This is a genomic window from Luteolibacter luteus (genome assembly GCF_012913485.1).
In the GTDB taxonomy this organism is placed as follows: domain Bacteria; phylum Verrucomicrobiota; class Verrucomicrobiia; order Verrucomicrobiales; family Akkermansiaceae; genus Haloferula; species Haloferula lutea.
In genome coordinates this window covers 5,882,774-5,903,229 of the sequence record NZ_CP051774.1, presented here as the reverse complement: position 1 = coordinate 5,903,229, position 20,456 = coordinate 5,882,774, and the positions used below count along the sequence as shown (strand labels likewise).

General features: G+C 61.5%; 15 protein-coding genes. 10 read left to right on the top strand and 5 right to left on the bottom strand.

The window, feature by feature from the left end:
* Positions 1-82: 82 nt before the first annotated feature.
* Positions 83-2,794, bottom strand: coding sequence for an FG-GAP repeat protein (locus tag HHL09_RS24320; RefSeq protein ID WP_169457258.1), 2,712 nt, complete (start codon positions 2,792-2,794; stop codon positions 83-85).
* A 247-nt stretch (positions 2,795-3,041) separates the two neighbouring features.
* Between HHL09_RS24320 and HHL09_RS24315 the strand changes: the two genes are divergently transcribed.
* The 5 genes from HHL09_RS24315 (at position 3,042) to HHL09_RS24295 (ending at position 9,773) form a co-directional block, all read left to right on the top strand.
* A complete protein-coding gene (locus tag HHL09_RS24315) occupies positions 3,042-3,188 on the top strand; it encodes a hypothetical protein (RefSeq protein WP_169457257.1) in 147 nt (48 codons plus the stop codon).
* Between the two features lie 138 nt (positions 3,189-3,326).
* Positions 3,327-6,761 carry a response regulator gene (locus HHL09_RS24310; protein WP_169457256.1) on the top strand — a complete coding sequence of 1,145 codons (3,435 nt, stop codon included), beginning with the start codon at positions 3,327-3,329 and terminating at the stop codon, positions 6,759-6,761.
* A 4-nt stretch (positions 6,762-6,765) separates the two neighbouring features.
* Entirely contained in the window at positions 6,766-7,602 is an 837-nt protein-coding gene (locus HHL09_RS24305; protein ID WP_169457255.1) for a CheR family methyltransferase, read from the top strand.
* A gap of 4 nt (positions 7,603-7,606) precedes the next feature.
* Entirely contained in the window at positions 7,607-8,191 is a 585-nt protein-coding gene (locus HHL09_RS24300) for a chemotaxis protein CheB (protein ID WP_169457254.1), read from the top strand.
* A 1-nt stretch (position 8,192) separates the two neighbouring features.
* Positions 8,193-9,773, top strand: coding sequence for a response regulator (locus tag HHL09_RS24295; RefSeq protein ID WP_169457253.1), 1,581 nt, complete (start codon positions 8,193-8,195; stop codon positions 9,771-9,773).
* Positions 9,774-9,820: 47 nt separating this feature from the next.
* Here the strand turns inward: HHL09_RS24295 and HHL09_RS24290 are convergent, their stop codons facing one another.
* From HHL09_RS24290 to HHL09_RS24275, 4 genes are read right to left on the bottom strand one after another with little or no spacing between them, the layout of a single operon-like run.
* Entirely contained in the window at positions 9,821-11,026 is a 1,206-nt protein-coding gene (locus tag HHL09_RS24290) for an ABC transporter ATP-binding protein (RefSeq protein ID WP_205760930.1), read from the bottom strand.
* On the bottom strand, positions 11,023-11,832 hold the full coding sequence (locus HHL09_RS24285) for an ABC transporter permease (protein WP_169457252.1): 810 nt from the start codon (positions 11,830-11,832) through the stop codon (positions 11,023-11,025). Before HHL09_RS24285 ends, HHL09_RS24290 begins: the two co-directional genes overlap by 4 nt.
* Entirely contained in the window at positions 11,829-14,411 is a 2,583-nt protein-coding gene (locus tag HHL09_RS24280) for a glycosyltransferase family 2 protein (RefSeq protein ID WP_169457251.1), read from the bottom strand. Before HHL09_RS24280 ends, HHL09_RS24285 begins: the two co-directional genes overlap by 4 nt.
* Before the next feature lie 48 nt (positions 14,412-14,459).
* Complete coding sequence (locus HHL09_RS24275) at positions 14,460-15,554, bottom strand: glycosyltransferase family 2 protein (protein WP_169457250.1); 1,095 nt, start codon at positions 15,552-15,554, stop codon at positions 14,460-14,462.
* A gap of 330 nt (positions 15,555-15,884) precedes the next feature.
* On the opposite strand from HHL09_RS24275, the gene HHL09_RS24270 reads away from it, so the two are divergent.
* The 5 genes from HHL09_RS24270 to nuoK are packed head-to-tail and all read left to right on the top strand — an operon-like array spanning position 15,885 to position 20,418.
* A complete protein-coding gene (locus HHL09_RS24270; protein ID WP_169457249.1) occupies positions 15,885-17,642 on the top strand; it encodes an NADH-quinone oxidoreductase subunit G in 1,758 nt (585 codons plus the stop codon).
* Positions 17,643-17,660: 18 nt separating this feature from the next.
* Positions 17,661-18,923, top strand: a complete 1,263-nt coding sequence (locus HHL09_RS24265; RefSeq protein ID WP_169457248.1) for a complex I subunit 1/NuoH family protein — start codon at positions 17,661-17,663, stop codon at positions 18,921-18,923.
* 19 nt (positions 18,924-18,942) lie between these two features.
* The gene (locus tag HHL09_RS24260; RefSeq protein WP_169457247.1) at positions 18,943-19,509 is read left to right on the top strand and encodes a NuoI/complex I 23 kDa subunit family protein; all 567 of its coding nucleotides are present in this window, start codon (positions 18,943-18,945) and stop codon (positions 19,507-19,509) included.
* A gap of 30 nt (positions 19,510-19,539) precedes the next feature.
* Entirely contained in the window at positions 19,540-20,097 is a 558-nt protein-coding gene (locus HHL09_RS24255; RefSeq protein WP_169457246.1) for an NADH-quinone oxidoreductase subunit J family protein, read from the top strand.
* A gap of 3 nt (positions 20,098-20,100) precedes the next feature.
* A complete protein-coding gene (nuoK, locus tag HHL09_RS24250) occupies positions 20,101-20,418 on the top strand; it encodes an NADH-quinone oxidoreductase subunit NuoK (RefSeq protein WP_169457245.1) in 318 nt (105 codons plus the stop codon).
* Positions 20,419-20,456: the final 38 nt, after the last annotated feature.

Genomic DNA, 20,456 nt, shown 5'->3' with positions numbered 1-20,456 from the left:
GGGATCACATCTTGCCAGCCATCAAAATCAGGAGGGGGTTTCGACACATCGTCCGGCAACGGGCACGCGACGAGGAGATTGTTCAGGGCGAATGGACTTCCACCCATCCGAAGAGCGAGGGTTGCAATGAAGGGTCCACCGGATGTTCCACGATCACCCGCTCCCACTGGGCGTCGATATCGAAAAAGAGTGCCGGTTCCACGGGAGAAGAGGCGCCGGCATCGCCCGGAGAAGAGGAAATCACCGGGGTATAGGTAAGATTGCTATTCTTGCGCCGCAAATACTCCATGCGGAAAATCCTGCAGCCATCTTTCGTCATCAGGCCCGAAGCTGGTAGTCCGGAAGTGCCGCTGCCCGGCGTGAGAAAGCGGTGACCGCCATCCGCGGGAAGATTGAAGGCATACTTCAAAAGATTCACGATGCCGTCCCCATCCGGTGCAGCGCCTTCCTCCGCATCTTCCCCGATGAGGGAAGCCTGCGCCGCCCACAATGAAAAAGGAGGATTCGGCCCCGCGGAGAGATCAAAGACATCCGCCGCACCATTGTCATAAGTGATACCGTCGTCACCCGGTGCGCCCACCACGACGAGATCGCCATCGATTGCGATCGAGAAGCCGAACTCTCGCATGGCACCCGGAGTCGCCGAATCCAACTGCTTCACCGCAGCTTCGGGATCTGCTTCGCTCAAGTCATACACCCGGGCCGTCCCGGCGCTGGAATAGTCCGGTTCCCGATCGGAGACGGCGAGCCGTCCCCCGGACAAGGCCAGGGTGCTGCCGCCGAGTTTGCTGAAAGAATCGTCCGGAGCAAATGGCGAGAAGGTATGAAGCGCCACGACTCCGGGACCGGACACATCGTAAACAAGGACGTGGCCATGCTTCTCGTCGCTCAAGGCTACCGTGTCTCCCTCAAGCGCGAGACTGGCTGCGAAGTAACCGAATTTCACCGGGGTTTCCGGGCGGAAGACATGCACCGGCGCCAACGGTGTCCCGTTGGAAAGATCGAACAGGTAGGCCAGACCTTGGCTAAAAAGACCTGTGGAATCCTTGGAAGCGCCCACCAGCAATTTCGATCCGGAAAGCGCGACCCGCAGACCGAAAGATCCATTGCTGGAAGGCTCGGGATTTTCCAGAACCCTGATCGGTGTGGTCGGCTCAGATCCCTCCAGATCATAAAGATAAACGCGTCCGCAGTAGTTCAATTCCGGGCCGTTCCACGAGGGAGCACCGACTGCCAGCTTCCCGCCAGAAAGCGACAAGGTATCTCCAAACACGAAGTCCGTCGGCTCGGTGAGTTCGAGGACAGGCACGGAAGGAGTCGAGGAAGCGAGATCATAGATCCTGGCGACTTTTCTCCCCGAAATGCTCACCGCCATCCGGTTGTCTTCCATGGCGATTCCCCAATGCACGGAACTGGTTCCTCCGGACTCTAACAAGCTGAACAACGGAACCTGCGGCGTTTCACTCGCGAGATCATAGACCGTGAGTTGGGACTCACTGGGATAGCTTTCATTTCGGCCAGCTACCGCGACTCGCGATCCTGATACCGCCACCACTTGCCCGGCGCGATCCCTCGTGCCGGGCAAGGCATGGCGATAGACCTGCGCAAGATCTCCGGGATTGTTAGACGCCAGATCATAACCTTCGATCCTACCATAGCCCGACAGCACCAGCCGCGAGCCCGAGAGATCAAGCGACTCTCCATAAAAGCTACGGGAATGCGGCACCGCCGGCTTGAGGGTAAGCGGCCCGCCATCGGACACGGAGAGATCATAGACCTCCACCCGCCCGCTGTAGGAAGGATCCACGACGGTATGATCCGCGGTCACTGCGAGCAAGTCTCCTGAAAGCGCGAGCATGCGCCCGAACTTGGCATTCGCGAAACTCAAGGGATCGGTGATGACCCTTGTGGCAACGCTTGGATCCGCCGCCTCGAGATCATGAAGGAAAACCTTTCCCAGGGGACCGCCAGCATCGGCAGGCTGGCCTACTGCCACCGTCCCGCCATCGATATCCACCGCCCATCCAAAGAGTGCCGTGGCTGGACTACCCGCAGGCGGATACAGCTCCGCCACGGGCACAGGCGAAGGCGGAGCAAGGTTATAGACGAAGGCTGCTCCCTTGTTGTTGTTGTGGCGGGGCGCGCCCAGAGCCAGCCGGTCCCCCGAGATCGCGATGGAATAACCGAAGTATTCGGGAGTGCTAGGGTGCTGCGGAGGCGGGCCGTAGATGGTCATCACCGGCACCGCCGGAGCGGGGCCTTCCAGATCGTAGACGGAGACCGAACTTTTTTCGTCAGTGCCCAAATAGGGAAAGACCGAGCCAACTGCCAGATGCTTCCCTGAGAGCGCGATGGGTGAGCCAAACGCCAGGTAATGTCTGTCGGATGGCCTCCGGATGAGATGAAGCGGCACCTGCGGATCGGCCGAGGAAAGATCGAAGATATAGACCAGATCAGCTCCATTGCTCACCGCGATCTTCCCGCCGGAAACAGCCACGCTGGCTCCGAAGTTGTTACTTCCCGGCTTCGGGTTGGTCAGCATCCGGAGGAGATTTCCACTGGCCGTATCGTAGATCTTCACGACACCGGAATTCCGCCCCTTGAGGGAAGCGGATCTGCAACCCACCACGGTAAGGTTTCCATCGACCGCCACCGGCCCCTCATCCATCACCTCCTGCCCGGTGACCGGAGGAGTCAGGGCCATTTTCGGGCTGATCCCACAAACCGTGCCGATCAGGGAGACGACACAGCTGGCAATCAGGAAACGCAGGCGGAGGGATGTGACGCTTTTCATCACGCGAGGAGCGGTTTTGGCGATCCCACAATGTAACTACAGCACACTCCACGAAAAACGGGAGAATCACCGATTTTTCACAATATGAAGGGGACGGCGTAGCTGCCTATTCACCCGTCAAAGCACCGAAATGATGCGCGACTTTTCTCATTTGCGCAGCCGCGGACGCGATGCACCTTGCCACGTTATGACCCAAACCCCCGATGTTGTTAGAGAGCTACCCGAGCAATGTGCCATTGGTGAAGTCGTGCTTCCACAATCCGTCCCCCACTGGGATTCACGCATCCGCCTCACGGAATTCTCGCTGACGGATCAGAAGCCCGATGGAAAGCCATGGATCTTTGCCGCCAGCTACAAGGGATTGGACGTGATTTCATGGCGCCGAATCGAATGAGGTGGCTGCCCGGGACTGGAATCCGAAATAACGCGGAGAAATATCCCTCGAATCCCCGGTTATTCGCCCTGATTTGGGGGTCTAACGGTTGCGCAGGTTGACGTCCCCTCCCCGATTGATTTCCTTTCCACACCATTTATGCCGACAAACCTGCGCCAGTCCCTTCCTGCTTCTCGGAAGGGGGCTAGCAATCTCCCCCTCTACATCGGTTTCGCCGCCGCTTTGGTTTTCTTCATCCTGAGCGGCTACAATGCATTCCGGAACACCGTCGCCCTGCGCGAGGGAGCGCGGCAGGTCCAGCGCACCCACGAGGTTATCACCTCCTTCGATGACGTGCTGTCTTTGGTGAAGGATGCTGAAACCGGCCAGCGCGGCTATGTGATCACGGGTGCCGATGAATATCTCCAGCCCTACCATGCTGCCCGCGCCGGCATCGGAGCCGGACTGGAAAAGATGCGCGAGCTGACGAAGGACAGCGTCCTCGAGAAGGATCTCTTCATTCAGGTGGAGGCACAGATCGATGCCAAGCTGACGGAAATGGAGGAGACCATCGCGCTGCGTCGTGACCGGGGCTTCGATGCAGCCCGCGATGTGGTGGCCACTGATCGTGGCAAGCAGACCATGGATCAGCTGCGCGATAATCTGGGAGCGATGGAACGCGAAGAGAAGCGCATCCGAGCCTTGCGGCTTGAGGACATGGAAAGCGCACATCGCGTGGCCCTCAGCAGCGGCTTGGCCACAGCTGCCTTGGGCATCGTCTTATCGTTCGCGATCATGACGCTCATCCGTCGCGCGCATATCCTGCGCAAGCGCCAGGAGTGGACACAGCTGGGCAAGCTGGAGCTGACCACGGCGATGGCCGGTGAGAAGGGGCTCCAGGCACTGGCCGAAAGCGCGCTCTCATTCATCACCCGCTATGTGGAGGCCCATGCGGCGGCCATCTTCGTGCGGCGCAAGAGCGACTTCGATCGTCTGGCCCTCAATGGCGTGCCGCTCGATGGCTCCGTCCCGGAACGTTTCGAACCCGGTGAAGGCCTTCTGGGCCGCGCGGTGACCGAGCGAACCCTGCAACGGATCGACGACGTCCCCGCTGGCTATCTCAAAGTCGGCTCGGGTCTTGGTGAAGGTGTTCCCCGCCACCTCTTGATCCTGCCGGCACTCGCCGATGACAACGTGAATGCGGTGATCGAACTTGGCTTCCTGCACCCTCTGGAACCGTGGAAGCAGGAGTTCCTCCAGCAGGTCTCCGAGCCGATCGGCGTGGCGATCAAGTCCTCGCTCTATCGCGAACACCTGCAGGAGCTCCTGGAAGAAACCCAGAGCCAATCGGAAGAACTACAAGCCCAGAGCGAGGAACTGCGGGTCTCCAACGAAGAACTGGAAGAACAGAGCCGGGCGCTCAAGGAAACTCAAACTCGTCTCGAACTCCAGCAAACCGAACTCGAGCAGATCAATACCCAGCTCGAAGAACGCACCCAGGATCTCGAAGGCCAGCGCAATGCACTGGCGCGCGCGAAGTCATCGATCGAATCGCAAGCGCGCGTGGTCGAGCAAGCCAGCCGCTACAAGTCGGACTTCCTGGCGAACATGTCGCACGAGCTGCGCACGCCGCTGAACTCCTCGCTCATTCTTGCAAAGCTGTTGGCCGACAACCGTGGCGGCAATCTCACGCCGGAGCAGGTAAAATATGCGAACACCATCCAGGCATCCGGCAATGACCTGCTCGCGCTGATCAACGATGTGCTGGATCTCTCCAAGATCGAGGCCGGGCACATGGAAGTGCGTGCAGAAACTGTCGCGATCGACAAGCTCGTGGAAAACCTGAAGGCATCCTTCGAGCCGGTCGCCATGCAGAAGGGCCTGAGCCTCGCTTTCAATGTGGCGGCCGATACGCCACCAGGCGTCGAGACGGATTGGCAGCGTCTGCTCCAGATCCTCAAGAACCTCCTCTCGAACGCCCTGAAGTTCACCGAGCACGGACAGGTTTCCATGCTCATCACCGGCACTCACGATGGCCGGGTCTCGATGGCGGTGAGCGATACCGGCATCGGCATCCCGCAGGAGCAGCAGCAGGCCATCTTCGATCCATTCTATCAAGCGGAGGGCGGCTCGACCCGGCGCTTCGGTGGCACGGGACTCGGGCTCTCGATCTCGCGACAGCTCGCACGCTTGCTTGGCGGCGAGATCCGCTTGCAGAGCGAGCCAGGCCAAGGCAGCACCTTCACGATCTTCCTTCCGGTGACGATGAGCGGTGTGGTGCCGCTGCCCTCCGAGCCGCTCGCTGCCCAGCCCGTGCCAGTTCCGATGGTACCGCCCAGCGCGGCAGCGAAGCTCCCGACACCTATCGCCAGCTTCCCCGATGACCGCGACAGGATCGCGAACAGCACGCGCCTGATCCTCGTCGTCGAAGACGACCAGTCCTTCGCCCACATCCTCTTCGATCTCGCTCATGAGATGCGCTTCGATTGCCTGGTGGCGCACAATGCGGCGGACGCGCTCGCTCTCGCCATGGAGCATGTCCCGAGCGCCATCATCCTCGATGTCGGCCTGCCGGACAATTCCGGTTTGGTCGTCTTGGAGCGGCTGAAGGGCCATGCGCGTACCCGCCACATCCCGGTGCACGTCGTCTCCGCCAATGACTACACCCAGACGGCCCTCGCGCTCGGTGCCATCGGCTACATGCTGAAGCCGGTGAAGCGCGAGCAATTGGTCGAGGCCTTCCAGCATCTGGAAGATCGCCTCACCCGCAAACTCCGCCGCGTGCTGGTGGTGGAGGATGATCCAGTGCAGCTGGATGCGATGAAGGACCTGATGGGTTCTCTGGAAGTGGAGACCCGCTGCGCGCAGACCGCCGCCGAGTGCCTGGCCGAACTGAAGGAGGGCACCTTCGATTGCATGGTCCTCGATCTTAGCCTGCCCGATGCCTCCGGCTTCTCGCTCCTGGAAACACTGAGCACGGAACACGCTTACGCTTTCCCGCCGGTCATCGTTTATACCGGCCGTGACCTATCCGGCGAGGAAGAGCAGCGCCTGCGCCGCTACTCGAAATCGATCATCATCAAGGGCGCGAAGTCGCCGGAGCGCCTGCTCGACGAGGTAACGCTCTTCCTTCACCAAGTCGTCTCCGATCTGCCGCCGGAACAGCAACGCATGCTGGAAATCGCGAGCAACCGGGATGCCGCGCTGGAAGGCCGCCGCATCCTTGTCGCCGAGGACGACGTGCGGAATGTCTTCGCGCTGACCAGCCTGCTTGAAGGCCGCGGTGTGCAGTTGAAGATCGCACGGAATGGCCGCGAGGCCATCCAAGCCTTGGAGGCATCCCAGTCCAATCCCGCGGAAGCCGTGGATCTGGTGCTGATGGACATCATGATGCCGGAAATGGATGGCATCGCCGCAATGAAGGAGATCCGCCAGCGGCCGGAGTGGAAGCGCCTGCCAATCATCGCGCTAACAGCGAAGGCGATGAAGAACGACCAGGAGCTCTGCCTCGCCGCCGGTGCAAACGATTATCTGGCCAAGCCGCTGGATGTGGAGAAGCTGCTCTCGCTGATCCGCGTCTGGATGCCGCGCTGAACCCATGAAGACCTCTGCCGCCATCGCCGAGGAGATCGAGCTCCACCTCCTGATCGAGGCCATCAGGCTGAAGTATCATTACGACTTCCGCGGTTACTCGCAGGCATCGCTCAAGCGCCGCCTGACTCAGGCGCGCCATCACTTCGGCTGTGAAACCTTCTCACAACTTCAGGACCGCATCCTGCACGAGGAGGCCACGCTGGTGAAGTTGCTGCCCTTCCTGACCGTACAGGTCAGCGAGATGTTCCGCGATCCGGCATATTTCCTTACCCTGCGGAATTCGGTGCTGCCGCACCTGCGGACCTATCCTTCGCTGAAGGTCTGGATCGCCGGCTGTAGCGCGGGCGAGGAGGTCTATTCGCTCGCTATCCTTTTCCGCGAGGAAGGTCTGGAGAACCGCACGATCTTCTACGCCACGGATATCAATACCGATGCGCTGGCGAAGGCGGAGCAGGGCGTCTACGATATGGACCGCATCCCCCTCTTCACGGAGAATCACCGCAAGGCGGGCGGCAAGTCCTCGCTCTCCGACTACTACACCGCAGCCTATGGCCGGGCCGTCTTCGACAAGAGCCTCCGCAAGCAGATGGTCTTCTCCGACCACAGCCTGGTGTCGGACTCCGTCTTCGGGGAGATGCATCTCGTCTCCTGCCGGAACGTCCTGATCTATTTCAACCGCGAGCTGCAGGACCGCGCGGTGGGCCTGTTCAAGGACTCGCTGGTGCGGCGTGGCTTCCTCGGCCTCGGCTCGAAGGAGAGCCTGCGCTTCTCCGGCCATGCAGACTCCTTCGAGGAGTTCAACCGCAACGAACGCATCTATCAGAAACGAGCCGATGCCTGAGATCATGAGCGAGGACCAGACAGATCCGGCTGCCGTGGTGATCGGAGCCTCGGTCGGCGCGATCGGTGCCCTCGGGACCCTGTTGCCGGAGCTGCCGGCAGACTTCCCAATGCCGGTGTTGGTCGTCGTTCACATCCCGCCGGAAGGCCGCAGCTCCTTGCCCGAACTCTTCGCATCGCGCTGCGCCCTGCCGGTGAAGGAGGCCGAGGACAAGGAGGAGATTCTTCCGGGCACCATCTATTTTGCTCCGGCCAACTATCATCTGCTGGTGGAACCGGACTTCCGCATCGCGCTTTCAAATGAAGAGCCGGTGCTCTTTTCCCGTCCGGCGATCGACCTGCTTTTCGAATCCGCAGCGGATGCCTATGGCACCAGCCTCACCGGGGTAATCCTCACCGGTGCGAGCAGCGATGGCGCGCATGGTCTCGCCGCGGTCGCCCAATCCGGCGGCACCGCCCTGGTCCAGGACCCCGCCACCGCGGAGGGCCAGGTCATGCCGCTCGCCGCCCTCGATGCCTGCCCGCAGGCACGGGCGCTGGGCCTCCCCCAGATTTCCACTTTCCTCCGGCAGCTGACGCCGAACTCCTGAAATGAGCGCCCCCATCAAGTTCCTCCTCGTCGATGACCTCGAAGCCAATCTGATGGCGCTCGAGGGACTTTTGCAGCGCGAGGGGCTGGAGCTGCTAAAAGCACGCTCGGGGCGCGAGGCTCTGGAGTTGCTGCTCGCGCACGAAGTATCCCTCGCCTTCCTTGATGTGCAGATGCCGGAGATGGGCGGCTTCGAGCTGGCGGAGATCATGCGCAGCACCGAGCGCACCCGCTCCGTGCCGATCATCTTCCTGACGGCAGGCGTGGTTGACTCGGAGCGCCGCATCAAGGGCTTTGAAACCGGGGCGGTGGATTTCCTTCCAAAGCCGATCGACCATCAGGTGCTGCTCAACAAGGCCGCCGTGTTCTTCGATCTGGCACGCCAGCGCGAGGAAGTGAAGCAGCGCGAGGCGGAACTCCGTATCGCCAATGCGGACCTGGCGCGCATCAATACCGAGCTCAATCATGCCGACCGCAGCAAGGATGAGTTCCTCGCGATGCTGGCCCACGAGCTTCGCAACCCCCTGGCACCCCTGCGGAATGCCACCGAGATCCTCAGCGCCCCCGGCAGCAGTGAGTCCGCGCGACAACAATCCATCGAGATCATCACCCGCCAGCTCGGCAACCTCAGCCACATGATCGATGACTTGCTCGATGTCTCCCGTATCACGGAGGGCAAGATTTCCCTGCGCCGCCAGCCGGTGGAGCTACAGACGATCCTCCGCTCCGCGGCCACCGCGGCGAGCAGCATCTGCAATCAGGGCGGCCAGAAGCTGACACTGCAATTGCCGGGCGAACGGGTGGTTCTGGATGCCGATGCGACTCGCCTCGAGCAAGTGATCGGCAACCTGCTGGCAAATGCCTGCAAGTATGGTGGCCCCGGCTGTCACATCCAGCTTACCGCGGAGCTTTCGGCAGATGGCAACGAAGTTCTGGTCCGCGTACAGGACGACGGCGCGGGCATCGAACGCGAGTTACTGCCACGCCTCTTTGATCTCTTCGTGCAGAGCAGCCGCACGATCGACCGCGCCCATGGCGGACTTGGGATCGGGCTTACCATCGTGCGCCGTTTGGTGGAGCTCCACGGCGGCAGCGTGACGGCGCACAGCGACGGGCTCGGCCAAGGCAGTGAATTCATCGTCCGTCTGCCGGTTCTGAAGAACCATGCCTCCGTGGCCAGCGAGGCCAAGCCGGTCGAGGACAAGCAGACCCGCAGCCTGCGGTTGCTAATCGTGGATGATAACCGCGATGCCGCCGAAAGCATGGCCATGCTCCAGGAGCTCTCCGGGCACAGCACGCGGGTGGCTTTCCACGGAGAGAGCGCGATTGCCATCGCCTCCGAGTTCAAGCCGGACGTCGTGCTACTCGACATCGGTCTCCCTGGAATGGATGGCTTCGAAGTCGCCCGGCGCTTGCGTGCGCTGCCACGGGGCGAGGATGCCTTCATGATCGCCCTTACCGGTTATGGTAGCGAGCAGGACCGCCAGTTGACGAAGGCCGCGGGCTTCGACCGGCACCTGGTGAAACCGGCGGATCAGAAAGTGCTAAGAGGCTGGTTCAGCGAGTTGGCCGGAGGAGTGTAGGTGCGTGGGCCTTGTCCACCGCTAGCGCAGAAACTCCAGCCCTTCCTTCATCGCTCCAATTTCCAACGGCAAGGCGGCGCAAGCACTCCCTTCAAGCCCGCGGTCCCATCCACCGTGAATGGATAGGCATGCCAGTGGTAGTCATAGGCATGCTCCCACTCCGACTCGAACACCCCGACATCGAGAAAATAGTTACCCGGCCCCAAGTCCAAACGATCGATCGTGAAATGGACCGCACCCTCACCCCTGAGATCCGGCACATCCTCACGGGCAAGTTGCGTGCTGGTGTCCAGGCACAAGGTGCCATCATCACGAGTGATCGAGACCACGAAAACCGGCGCGGCGATCTCGGTCCTGGCTTCGTAGCCCATTACAACGGACAGGGGTTCACCCGGCCGCAGGGAATTCCCCGGGCGGAACTCGACCGAGCGGATCTCCATCTCAAAGGTGCCGAAGCGGTTCTCCCCCGCCACCAGTTCCAGCCCTCCATCCAGCGGACGGCGCTCGGCCGAAGGCATGCGCCGTAGGGTTTCGTTCTTCATCTCCGTCTCGAAAAGGCGCGCCACCACATCCGAGCTTCCGAAGGCGGCCACCTCGCCATGCTTCAACCACAGCGCGCGGTCGCAAAGCTGGCGCACCTGGTCCATCCCGTGGGAGACCATGACGATGGCACAGCCGCCGGAGCGCAGGGATTTGATCCGTGCATTGCACTTCGCTTGAAAGGCGAGATCCCCCACCGAGAGGAACTCATCCACCAGCAGCACCCGCGGATCCGTGTGCACCGCCACCGCGAAGGCCAGGCGCATCATCATCCCGGTGCTATAAGTACGCACGGGATGGTCGATGTATTCTTCCAGCTCGGCAAAGGCGACGATCTCATCCATCCGCGCCACGATCTCGCTCTTCAGGAGGCCGGCCACCACGCCGGCCAGCACGGCGTTCTCACGACCTGTTAGATCACCGAGGAAGCCACCGCCGAGATCGAGCAGGGCCCCGATGCGACCGTTCACCCGGATGGATCCCTCCGTCGGCCGGCCGACCCCGCCAAGCAATCGCAGCAAGGTGGATTTGCCGGCACCGTTCGCGCCGATCACTCCAAGCATCTCGCCCGGACCGACCGAAAAGGAAACGTTGCGCAGGGCCCATCCGTTGCTCGCGTGAATTCTCCCTTCACGTTCCTGCCTCCGGCGAACCCCGAAGGGCTGCCGGTATTTCTTGCTGATCGCATCGGCGATGACTCTGGACTCGTTCACATTTCTTCAACGAAGCGGTGGCTCTGGGCGATGAAGATTCTCCGCCCGACGACCACCATTACCATGCCTGCTCCGAAAAGTATCCATAGCGTCCGCGCGTCCGGCCACTGGCCGTAGAGGAGCACCGTTCGCCAGGCATCCACGATGCAGACCATCGGATTCAGATAGAACCACTCCTTCAAGGGCTCCGGCACCACCCGGATGTCATAAAAGATCGGAGTGACGAACATCATCAATTGCAGCAAGACCCCGATGATGTGCTGCGTGTCGCGGTGTAGCACGTTCAGCGATGCCAGCGGATACGCGATGCCCACGGAAAGCAGATACTGGATCACGATGATCAAGGGCACCGCCCACCATGAGGCTGCCGGCTTGATCCCGTTCCACCACAGCAGGCCGAACAAGAGCGGCATCGCGATTGCAAAGTGCAGGAAGCGCACGCTCACCGTGACATGGGGCAACAGGGAAAGCGGAAATCCCGGCTGTCGTGCCAGCGCGGCATTTCCCGTGATCAGCGCCACGCTCTGCCCGAGCGATCCCTGGAACCAGCCCCATACCAGGACCCCGATGAACACGAAGCAGGCATAGTTCGGGATCTGCGATCCGAGCACGCCCTGGAAGATCGTGGAGAAGATGATCAACTGCAGCAAGGGGCTCGCCAGCGCCCAGCCGAAGCCGAGCAGCGAGCGCTTGTACTGCGCCTTGATGTCGCGCGCGGTAAGCACGAGCAGCACGTCCCACGCATGCCTCCATCGCCGCGATGAGGGAGCTTCTGCGACTTCAGGGATGACGTTCTCCAGATTCATGCCGACTGCTCTGCGGTCGTGACCGGACGGGCACCCGGACCATGTTTCCGCACGTGGCGTTTGCTTTGCCACAAGGAGAGCGGCCCGAGAAGCATCCCCGTCATCTCGATCCCCAGCAGGCCCCAGGGATAGTCGTAAGTCCCGCGCAGGCGGCCCCACACCCGCGAGAGCATGGACTGGGGCAACTCGTAGCCAAGACGGACCAGTGCGCGCTTGTCCCGATACTTCAGGAGCGTGACGAGGTGATAGGCCACGTGACCCTTCGAATAGGCCATCAGCTGCTTTTTCAGGCCGGCCATCGTTACCCGGTGATGATGCCATGCGACCGCGGCGGGCTCGTAAAGGATCACCATGCCCGTTCGCAGCACTTGGTAGAACCACAGCGTGTCCTCGCCCACGCCGGCAGGAACGCCGGCACCGAGACATTCCTCGAAAGGACCCACCTCGGGATCTTCGAAGAGACTCCGGCGAAACGCCACATTCCCCGTCCCGCCAAGCTGCCAGGTCGGAGTGGCACGGCGCCGCCAGCGGTGGAACCAGTATTCGTCGAACTCGCGCGTGCTATAGCCGCGGCCGAAGCCTCCATAGGTCTCGAACTTGATCTCCGCCTCGCTATCCAGGCTCGCCGGCAGGGTATTGCCGGTGACCGCCGCGACATCGGCCCGGCGGAAGGGCTCGATCAAGCGTTCCAGCCAATCGGGAGAGACCACCATGTCGTCATCGGTCATGGCCACGATCTCCTCGCGGGCGGCAGCGAGGCCTGCATTCCGGGCGTATGAGGATCCGGGCCGAGATTCTTCCACAAGCTCCACCTGCGGGAATTCCTTCAGCACCTCTTGGATCCCCGGACGTCCTGGACGATTGTCCACCACGATGATCTGGAGCCTCCGCTGCGTGCGGGATGCCATGACGGATGCCAGGCAGCGCCGCAGATCCGCGGGACGATCGCAAGTCGCCACGATCAGGCTCACACCTACGGTTTCATCGAGGCTCTTCTTCTGCGCCGGCTCGGGATTCACCATCTCCTGCAAGAGCGCGACCTGACGGGACCATGCCACACCCTCTTCTTCCTCACCGAGCGTGACCACCTGCCACCAGAGCACGCGGGAAATCTCATCCGCCAGCCGCGAGGGCACGATGGCGCAGCCCAAGCAACGCATGCGGAGCCGGCCCAAGGGCCTGCCCTTCCACTGAACCAGGATCTCGAGGCGATCCTTCCCCTCTCCTTCATGGAGGGTCCTCAGTGGTTGGGCGATGTCCACCACCACGAGCGCGACCCGCTCCGGACCGCGGGCACCATTCTCATCACGGATTTTGAAAGTATCGGGACGCTTCAATTCGTCGGCCACGATCTTGGTCCTCGCGCGACGGTAGCCACCTTTGCCATCGATGTAGCCGCGGATTTCACGCGAGACCAATTCCAACGGGAACCACGTCGGCGACCAAGCAGAGCGCCGCCAGCGATCCCATGCCCAGTGGCGCCACCACCAACGGGCAAGTTTCTTGATCGCCGGACGATCGGCCGGAAATTCGTCCGCCTCGCGGTCGAAGAAGCAGCGCGTTGCGTGACCGTAGCTGTAAAGAAGCTTCGAGAGTTCCGGCATCGAGCGCCGGTGGCGATGCCTCACGATCGCGGTCGGTTCATAGAGGCAGATCATGCCCGAGCGCAGGCAGCGGAAGAAGATCTCATGGTCACCTCCACCCAAGGTCGGAGTGCCCACATCCAGCGCCGGATCAAAGTAGCCGATCTCTTCGAATAGCTCACGGCGGATGGCCATGTTTGCCCCGGCTCCGAGTTGTCCGGCACCCACCAGATTCCAGGTCATCGCAGCGCCACGGCGGGATTGAAGATAAGTCCTCACACATCCCCGGCCGAAGCCTCCGTAACGCTCGAAGAGCAGCTGCGCCTCGGTTTCCAATTCCGCGGGCTCGATCAGGCCCGTCACCAGACCGATCGCCGGATCTTCGGCAAAGACCCGCGCCAAGGCTTCGGTCCATCCCGGATCGACCATCACGTCGTCATCGGTGTAAGCGACGATCTCTCCTCTCGATTCCACGATCGCGCGGTTCCGAGCGTGATCGAGCCCCGGTGTATCCTCGCGGACATAGCGGAATTGGGGAAAGCGCTCCTTCACCAGACGCTCAGTGGCATCGGTCGCGGGTGCATTGTCCACCACCATGATCTCAAGGGGCGGCGTGCGCAGGGCTGCGAGCGAAGCAAGGCACTTGGCCATGTCGTCGGGACGATCCCGCGTGCAGACCGCCACGCTGATGGTCGGAAGCTGGTGGGGACTCGCCGGGTCTGGAGTGTGCTCACAGACGGCAAGCGGACCATCGATCCCCGTGCCCACCAGGGCACGGCGTGCCACCTCGCGGCCGATCCGGGGCTGGAGTCGTGCCATAACGCGGTAGCCGATATCGCGCGCCCGCACGGTCCCTTCCTCGACGGGTACCTGGATGACGCCCAGAGGCACCCCGTGCCAGCGCACGAGGACTCGGGCAGCGCGGTAGATTTTCCCCACTTTCAGATCGCCGGGGCTGGCGAGCTCGTAGTCGACGGGACAGATGGGAAGAAGCATGATTTTGGGAGGTGGGTGTGAACGGTGGAGGCGGCGGGAAATCCTTCCCTACGTCCGCCCCGGGGGTTGATCGGCAGCCAGAATGGCAGCCCAGCGCTTCAATTGGTGATTCTCGAGCCAGCTCGCACCTCCCTTGGCCATCTCCTCCTGCCCAACCTCGCCGCGCTCCTGAGAGGCGATCACCGCCAGATGGCGGCGCCCCTTCGTTCCGGTGACATGCCTCACCAGGCTTTTGAGGCCCATCGAGTAGAAGCGGCGATTGCCCAGCAACAAGGGATCAGCCAGGACCGCTTTCGCGATCGACCGGAGACATCCTTCGTAGTCGCCCCAGACGTAGCACTTCGCGACCAGATAGCTGTAAAAGTTTCCCGCTGACCAACGGAAGATCTTGGCGGGAACGTCCGGCATGCGCTTGCGGGCCCGCGCCATCACGATCTCATAGGACCGGCTCATCGCGGAAGCATCCAAGCTCATGCAGCCCGCGAGTTGCCGGTAGCCGACGAGGGACCGGCGCACCAGCCCGACCTTGTAGCATTCGGAAAGCCGGAGGCTCAGATCCCAGTCCTCGCAACCCTGCACTCCCCCTTGCGCCTCGCGGGTGAGGTAGAGGCCGGTCCTTCTCAGCGCGGAGGCCCGGAACAGCGGATTGCTCCCGCTCCCGACGAAGTTCCGGTGAATCAGGGCCAGACGCACCCAGCCCTCGTTCTGGAAAGGAAAGGACCCCGTGATAAGGCGTCCCTTGCCGTCCACTTTCTCGGACCAGCAGTAGGCAAAGCCCATCTCCTCTCCGCCCTCTTCCAGACATTCGACCTGGAGTTCGAGTTTGCGGGGATGCCAGAGGTCATCCGCATCGATCGGAGCGATGTATTTGCCTCTTGCGGCACGGATCCCGGCATTGCGTGCAGCGCCCACGCCGGAGTTCTTGAGCCGGATCAAGCGGACCCGCTCGTCAGTAAGTGAGTATTTTCGAGCGATCTCGGCGGTGTCGTCACTTGAGCCATCATCGACCACGATCACTTCGATATCCTTGAAGGTCTGAAGACATACCGAATCAAGGGTTATGGGAAGCCAAGCCTGGGCGTTGAAGGCAGGGATGATAACAGAGACCAAATTTTCGCCCGAAGGGATCGGGCTGGGGGGCATACTAGCAGTCTGGGAGGTTCCGAACTAATTTTCAAGACCGTTTTTGCTCCCCTCCGCAATCACGTGGGATCAGAGCAAATACCACTTCGCCCCACACCTTTCCCACAACTCTGATCCGGTTTCTTAGTAGAGTCCACCGAGGCCGAATCTTCGGCTGTTGGAGGAATGGCAGGCAGGAATCGGAAAAAAGATCCACCCTCCCGCGGGAGGCCTCCAGGCAGCCGATTCTCCCTGACTTTGTGAAATTTTTCACAAAGTGCGCTTGCGGCTTCCCTAGCGGTTTTTCATAGTCCGCCCCGCCCGGGGTATCCCCGTGCTTCTCCGTGCCCCATGAGCGACAACGCCGCCACCGCCGAAGCCAAGCTTCCCAAGGACCTCGCCGCTGAAAAAGGCCTCGTCAATGTGCAGATCGACGGGGTTTGGCACCAAGTGCCTCGCGGAATGCGGATGATCGAGGCCTGCAAGCTGGCCCAGACGGAGGTCCCGCACTACTGCTACCATCCGAAGCTGACCGCTCCCGGCAACTGCCGCATGTGCTTGGTACAGATGGGCATGCCCCCTCGTCCCGCACCCGGCCAAGACCCGGTCTACGACGCGGAAGGCTACCTGCCCATCGGATGGATGCCCCGCCCCGTGATCGCCTGTGCGAATACGGTGACGGAAAACATGGGCATCCGCACCACCGGCGAACTCGTCGAAAAGTGCCGCGAGGGCGTGATGGAGTTCCTCCTGATCAATCACCCGCTGGACTGCCCGATCTGCGATCAGGCCGGCGAGTGCCGCCTCCAGGAATTTTCCGTGGAACACGGACGCGGCGAGTCCCGCTTCGTGGACATGAAGGTGAAGAAGCCGAAGAACGTGGACATCGGTCCCCGTGTCCGGCTCGACGACGAGCGCTGTATCATGTGCAGCCGCTGCATCCGTTTCATGGATGAGGTGGCGGGAGATCCGGTCCTGGGCTTCACCCAGCGCGGCACCCACACCACCCTCACGGTCCATCCGGGCCGCAAGCTGGACTCGAACTACTCTCTCAATACCGTCGACATCTGCCCCGTCGGCGCACTGACCTCGAACGACTTCCGCTTCCAGATGCGGGTCTGGTTCCTCAAGGAAACCAAGACGATCGACGTCAACTGCGGCACCGGCGCGAATATCACGGTCTGGACCCGCGGCAATAAGGTCCACCGCATCACCCCGCGTCAGAATGACGACGTGAATTCCACGTGGATGCCGGACTCCCACCGCCTGAACTTCCACTATATCGATAGCGACGCCCGTCTCACCGAGCCGCTGATGAAAGGTGGCGCGCTCCACCAGCCCGCTCCGTGGCAGGAAGCGCTCGGCGCGACCGCCGCAGAGCTGAAGGGCTACCAGCCTGGCGAAATCGCCATCATCGCCTCCGGCCGGATGACCAATGAGGAACTCTTCCTCACCCGCGCTCTCGCCGGGGAACTGGGCACCGGTCAATTCACCATCGTCCCGCGCAGCGGCGAATCCGATGGCATCCTGATTTCCAAGGACCGCAATCCGAACACCACCGGCGCCAAGCTGGTCTGGCAATCGTCCGAGCCTTCCGGCCCCCTCTCCTCAATCCTCGAGGGCGTTCGCTCCGGTGCCATCAAGGCCCTGCTGGTGCTGGGTGAAGATCTCACCGAGGCAGGCTTCACGACTGAAGATCTCGCCAAGCCGGACTTCGTCGCATCCATCCAACTCCTCGCGGGTCCCACTGCCGAGGCCAGCCACGTGGTCTTCCCGGGCGCTGCCTTCACTGAGAAGCGCGGTTCCATGGTGAACGTCACCGGTCGTCTCCAGCGCTTGAATCGCGCTACCGAGCTGCTGGGCGATTGCCGCGACGATTGGGAGATCATCCGCGACCTCATCCTGACGATCCAAGGCAAGCCGCTTGGCTCCGGACCGGCGATGATCGAGGACGTCTTCAAGTCGATGGCCGAAGCCACCGCCGAGTTCAACGGCCTCAGCCTTTCCAAGATCGGAGATCTCGGGAAGCCGGTCACCGAAACCGGAGTCACCATTCCCCTTCTCGAAAACGAGCGTGCCCGCAAGGCCGCCGGTCTGATCAACGGCTAATCCCGTTACCTGCTTTTCATGGACCTCCTCGTCACGCTATTGGTTATCGTCGCCAAGGTCATCGGCTTGACCTTCCTGATCGTGCTCCCGCTGGTGCCGATCTCGGTTTACTTCGAGCGTCGCTTCTCCGCCATCATCCAGGACCGCGTCGGCCCGAACCGTGTCGGCGTGCCGCTGACCCTGCTGGGCGCGAAAAAGGACTTCTCCTTCTTCGGTCTCATCCAGCCGATGGCAGACGGGGTGAAGCTTTTCCTCAAGGAAGACTTCACCCCGGTCCACGTGCGGAAGGCTTTCTACTGGCTGGCCCCGGCTTTGACAGTGGTTCCTTCGCTGGTCACGGTCTGCGTGGTCCCCTTCGGCGGTGACATCACCGTGAATGGCCAGATTCACAAGCTGGTCATCGCGGATCTGGATGTGGGTCCGCTCTTCATCTTCGCCATCTCCTCGCTGGCCGTCTACGGCATCACCCTCGCTGGCTGGTCTTCGAATTCGAAGTTCCCATTCATCGGCGGCGTCCGCTCCACGGCTCAGATGATTTCCTACGAAATCTCCCTCGGCCTTTCGGTCGTGCCGGCACTCCTCTACTACGGCGATCTCAACCTTTCGAACATCGTCGAGCAGCAATCCCAAAACGGTTGGCTGTTGCTCCCGCTCTGGGGCAACTCTGCTCCTTGGAATAACGGCGGTGACTACACCGCGTGGTTGTTCTGGATCCCGGCGATGATCGCCTTCGTGATTTTTACCACCTCGGTCTTCGCAGAAACGAACCGCATGCCCTTCGACCTTCCGGAGTGCGAGACCGAGCTCGTGGGCGGCTACCACACCGAGTATTCCTCGATGAAGTTCGCCATGTTCTTCATGGGTGAATACGCCGCGATGGTGATAGGTTCGGCCATGGTCGTGACCCTTTTCCTTGGTGGCTGGTCGCTCGGACCATGGTTCGACAACTGGGCGAAGGGCGTGGAAATCGGCCCGATTGGAATCGGTGGCCTGATCAACATGGCCGTCTTCATGGGCAAGGTGGTCGCCTTCATCCTCTTCTTCATCCTCGTCCGCTGGACGGTGCCGCGCTTCCGCTATGACCAGCTGATGCGTCTCGGCTGGGTGATCTTCTTCGAAGCCGCGCTGATCAATGTCTTCCTCGCCGCACTCGTCATCGCCGCGCCCCAGTTCGGTGCCGCCATCACGGTCGGCGGACTGATCGTCCTCGCCATCGTCACCGGTGCCTTGGTCTGGGCGCTGAAGGTCTCCGAAAAGAAGACCGTCCCGGTTTCCATTTAATTCTTCCCCTTTCCCACCAATGGCTGTCGTCAAAGTCACACGCCCGAAGCTGAGCGCCGGGGAGAAGATCTACCTCGGTGCCGTGGTCAAAGGCTTCTTCATCACGATGAAGCACGCGATCGACTCGCTGCGCGGCAAGAGCCGTGGCGCGAAGGATCTGGAGTCCTCCGGCCTCGGTGTCACGATGCAGTATCCCGAGCAAAAGTGGGATGAGCACCTTCCCGAGCACTACCGCGGTGCACCCGCACTGGTGACCGATGAGCAAGGCCGGGAGCGCTGCGTATCTTGCCAGCTCTGCGAATTCATCTGCCCGCCGAAGGCGATCAAGATCACCCCGAGCGAGATCCCTTCCGACGATCCGTGGGCGAAGGTCGAGAAACGCCCGCTCGAGTTCGATATCGACATGATCCGCTGCATCTACTGCGGCATGTGCGAGGAAGTCTGCCCGGAGCAGGCCATTTTCCTTCGCAAGGACTACGCCATCACCGGCTTGAAGCGCGCGGACATGGTCCACGACAAGGAGAAGCTCTACGAGATCGGCGGCGTCCGCGTCGGACTCGTCAACAAGTGGAACGAGCTGAAGTAGGATCCCAATTTCTCAATCTCCCAATTTCCCATGCCTCTGGCTCTGTTTTGGTTCTTTGCACTCGTGATGCTGATTGGCGGCATCGCGGTGGTCTCGCTGCGGAATCCGGTCGCGTCCGCGCTCTCGATGGTCGCCTCCTTTGTCGGCCTCTCCGGGCTCTTCATCGGGCTGAATGCCTTCTTCGTCGGGATCATCCAGATCCTCGTCTATGCCGGTGCGATCATGGTGTTGTTCATCTTCATCATCATGCTCCTCGACTTGCAGGCCGAGCAAAAGCGCACGCCCAAGCTGGCTCCCATCCTCGGCGGTGTCGGCATCGTGCTGGCCTTCACCATCCAGCTCATCGGCATCCTTTCGAAGTCTCCGAATCTTGAGTCCAAGCCCTTGGACCTCGCTGCCGCGTCCACGGCCTACGCCGATGTCAGCCCGGGCATCTCCAGCAAGCTCGCGGAAGGCCACCTGCCCGACGTGAACCTCATCGGTGACGTGCTTTTCAAGGGATACAACCTGCCGCTGCAGATCGTCGGCGTGCTTCTCCTCGTCGCCACCATCGGCGTTGTCGTCCTTTCCAAACGCCAGACCACCTGAGCCATGGCCACGCTGCATTCCTATCTTCTCGTTTCCGGCCTCCTCTTCGCCATTGGTCTCGCTGGTGTTGTCCTGCGCCGGAACATCATCGTGGTCTTCATGTGCCTGGAGCTGATGCTCAGCGCCGCGAACCTCACCTTGGTGGCCTTCTCCCGTTTCAAGGGCACGAACGGCCTGCCCGATTACAATGGCCAGATGTTGGTCTTCTTCGTGATCACGGTCGCAGCAGCCGAAGTGGCTGTCGGCCTCGCGATTATCGTCGCACTCTACCGTGCACGGCAGACGATCAATACCGAGGACCTCACCAGCATGCGCGGCTAAGCGCTCCGGGAACCTAGCGGCTACTTTTCTCAATCCTT

Coding starts and splice junctions, on each gene's coding strand:
- HHL09_RS24320 (WP_169457258.1), bottom strand. CDS start 2,794: ATGAAAAGCGTCACATCCCTCCGCCTGCGTTTCCTGATTGCCAGCTGT.
- HHL09_RS24310 (WP_169457256.1), top strand. CDS start 3,327: ATGCCGACAAACCTGCGCCAGTCCCTTCCTGCTTCTCGGAAGGGGGCT.
- HHL09_RS24305 (WP_169457255.1), top strand. CDS start 6,766: ATGAAGACCTCTGCCGCCATCGCCGAGGAGATCGAGCTCCACCTCCTG.
- HHL09_RS24300 (WP_169457254.1), top strand. CDS start 7,607: ATGAGCGAGGACCAGACAGATCCGGCTGCCGTGGTGATCGGAGCCTCG.
- HHL09_RS24295 (WP_169457253.1), top strand. CDS start 8,193: ATGAGCGCCCCCATCAAGTTCCTCCTCGTCGATGACCTCGAAGCCAAT.
- HHL09_RS24285 (WP_169457252.1), bottom strand. CDS start 11,832: ATGAATCTGGAGAACGTCATCCCTGAAGTCGCAGAAGCTCCCTCATCG.
- HHL09_RS24280 (WP_169457251.1), bottom strand. CDS start 14,411: ATGCTTCTTCCCATCTGTCCCGTCGACTACGAGCTCGCCAGCCCCGGC.
- HHL09_RS24275 (WP_169457250.1), bottom strand. CDS start 15,554: ATGCCCCCCAGCCCGATCCCTTCGGGCGAAAATTTGGTCTCTGTTATC.
- HHL09_RS24270 (WP_169457249.1), top strand. CDS start 15,885: ATGAGCGACAACGCCGCCACCGCCGAAGCCAAGCTTCCCAAGGACCTC.
- HHL09_RS24265 (WP_169457248.1), top strand. CDS start 17,661: ATGGACCTCCTCGTCACGCTATTGGTTATCGTCGCCAAGGTCATCGGC.
- HHL09_RS24260 (WP_169457247.1), top strand. CDS start 18,943: ATGGCTGTCGTCAAAGTCACACGCCCGAAGCTGAGCGCCGGGGAGAAG.
- HHL09_RS24255 (WP_169457246.1), top strand. CDS start 19,540: ATGCCTCTGGCTCTGTTTTGGTTCTTTGCACTCGTGATGCTGATTGGC.
- nuoK (WP_169457245.1), top strand. CDS start 20,101: ATGGCCACGCTGCATTCCTATCTTCTCGTTTCCGGCCTCCTCTTCGCC.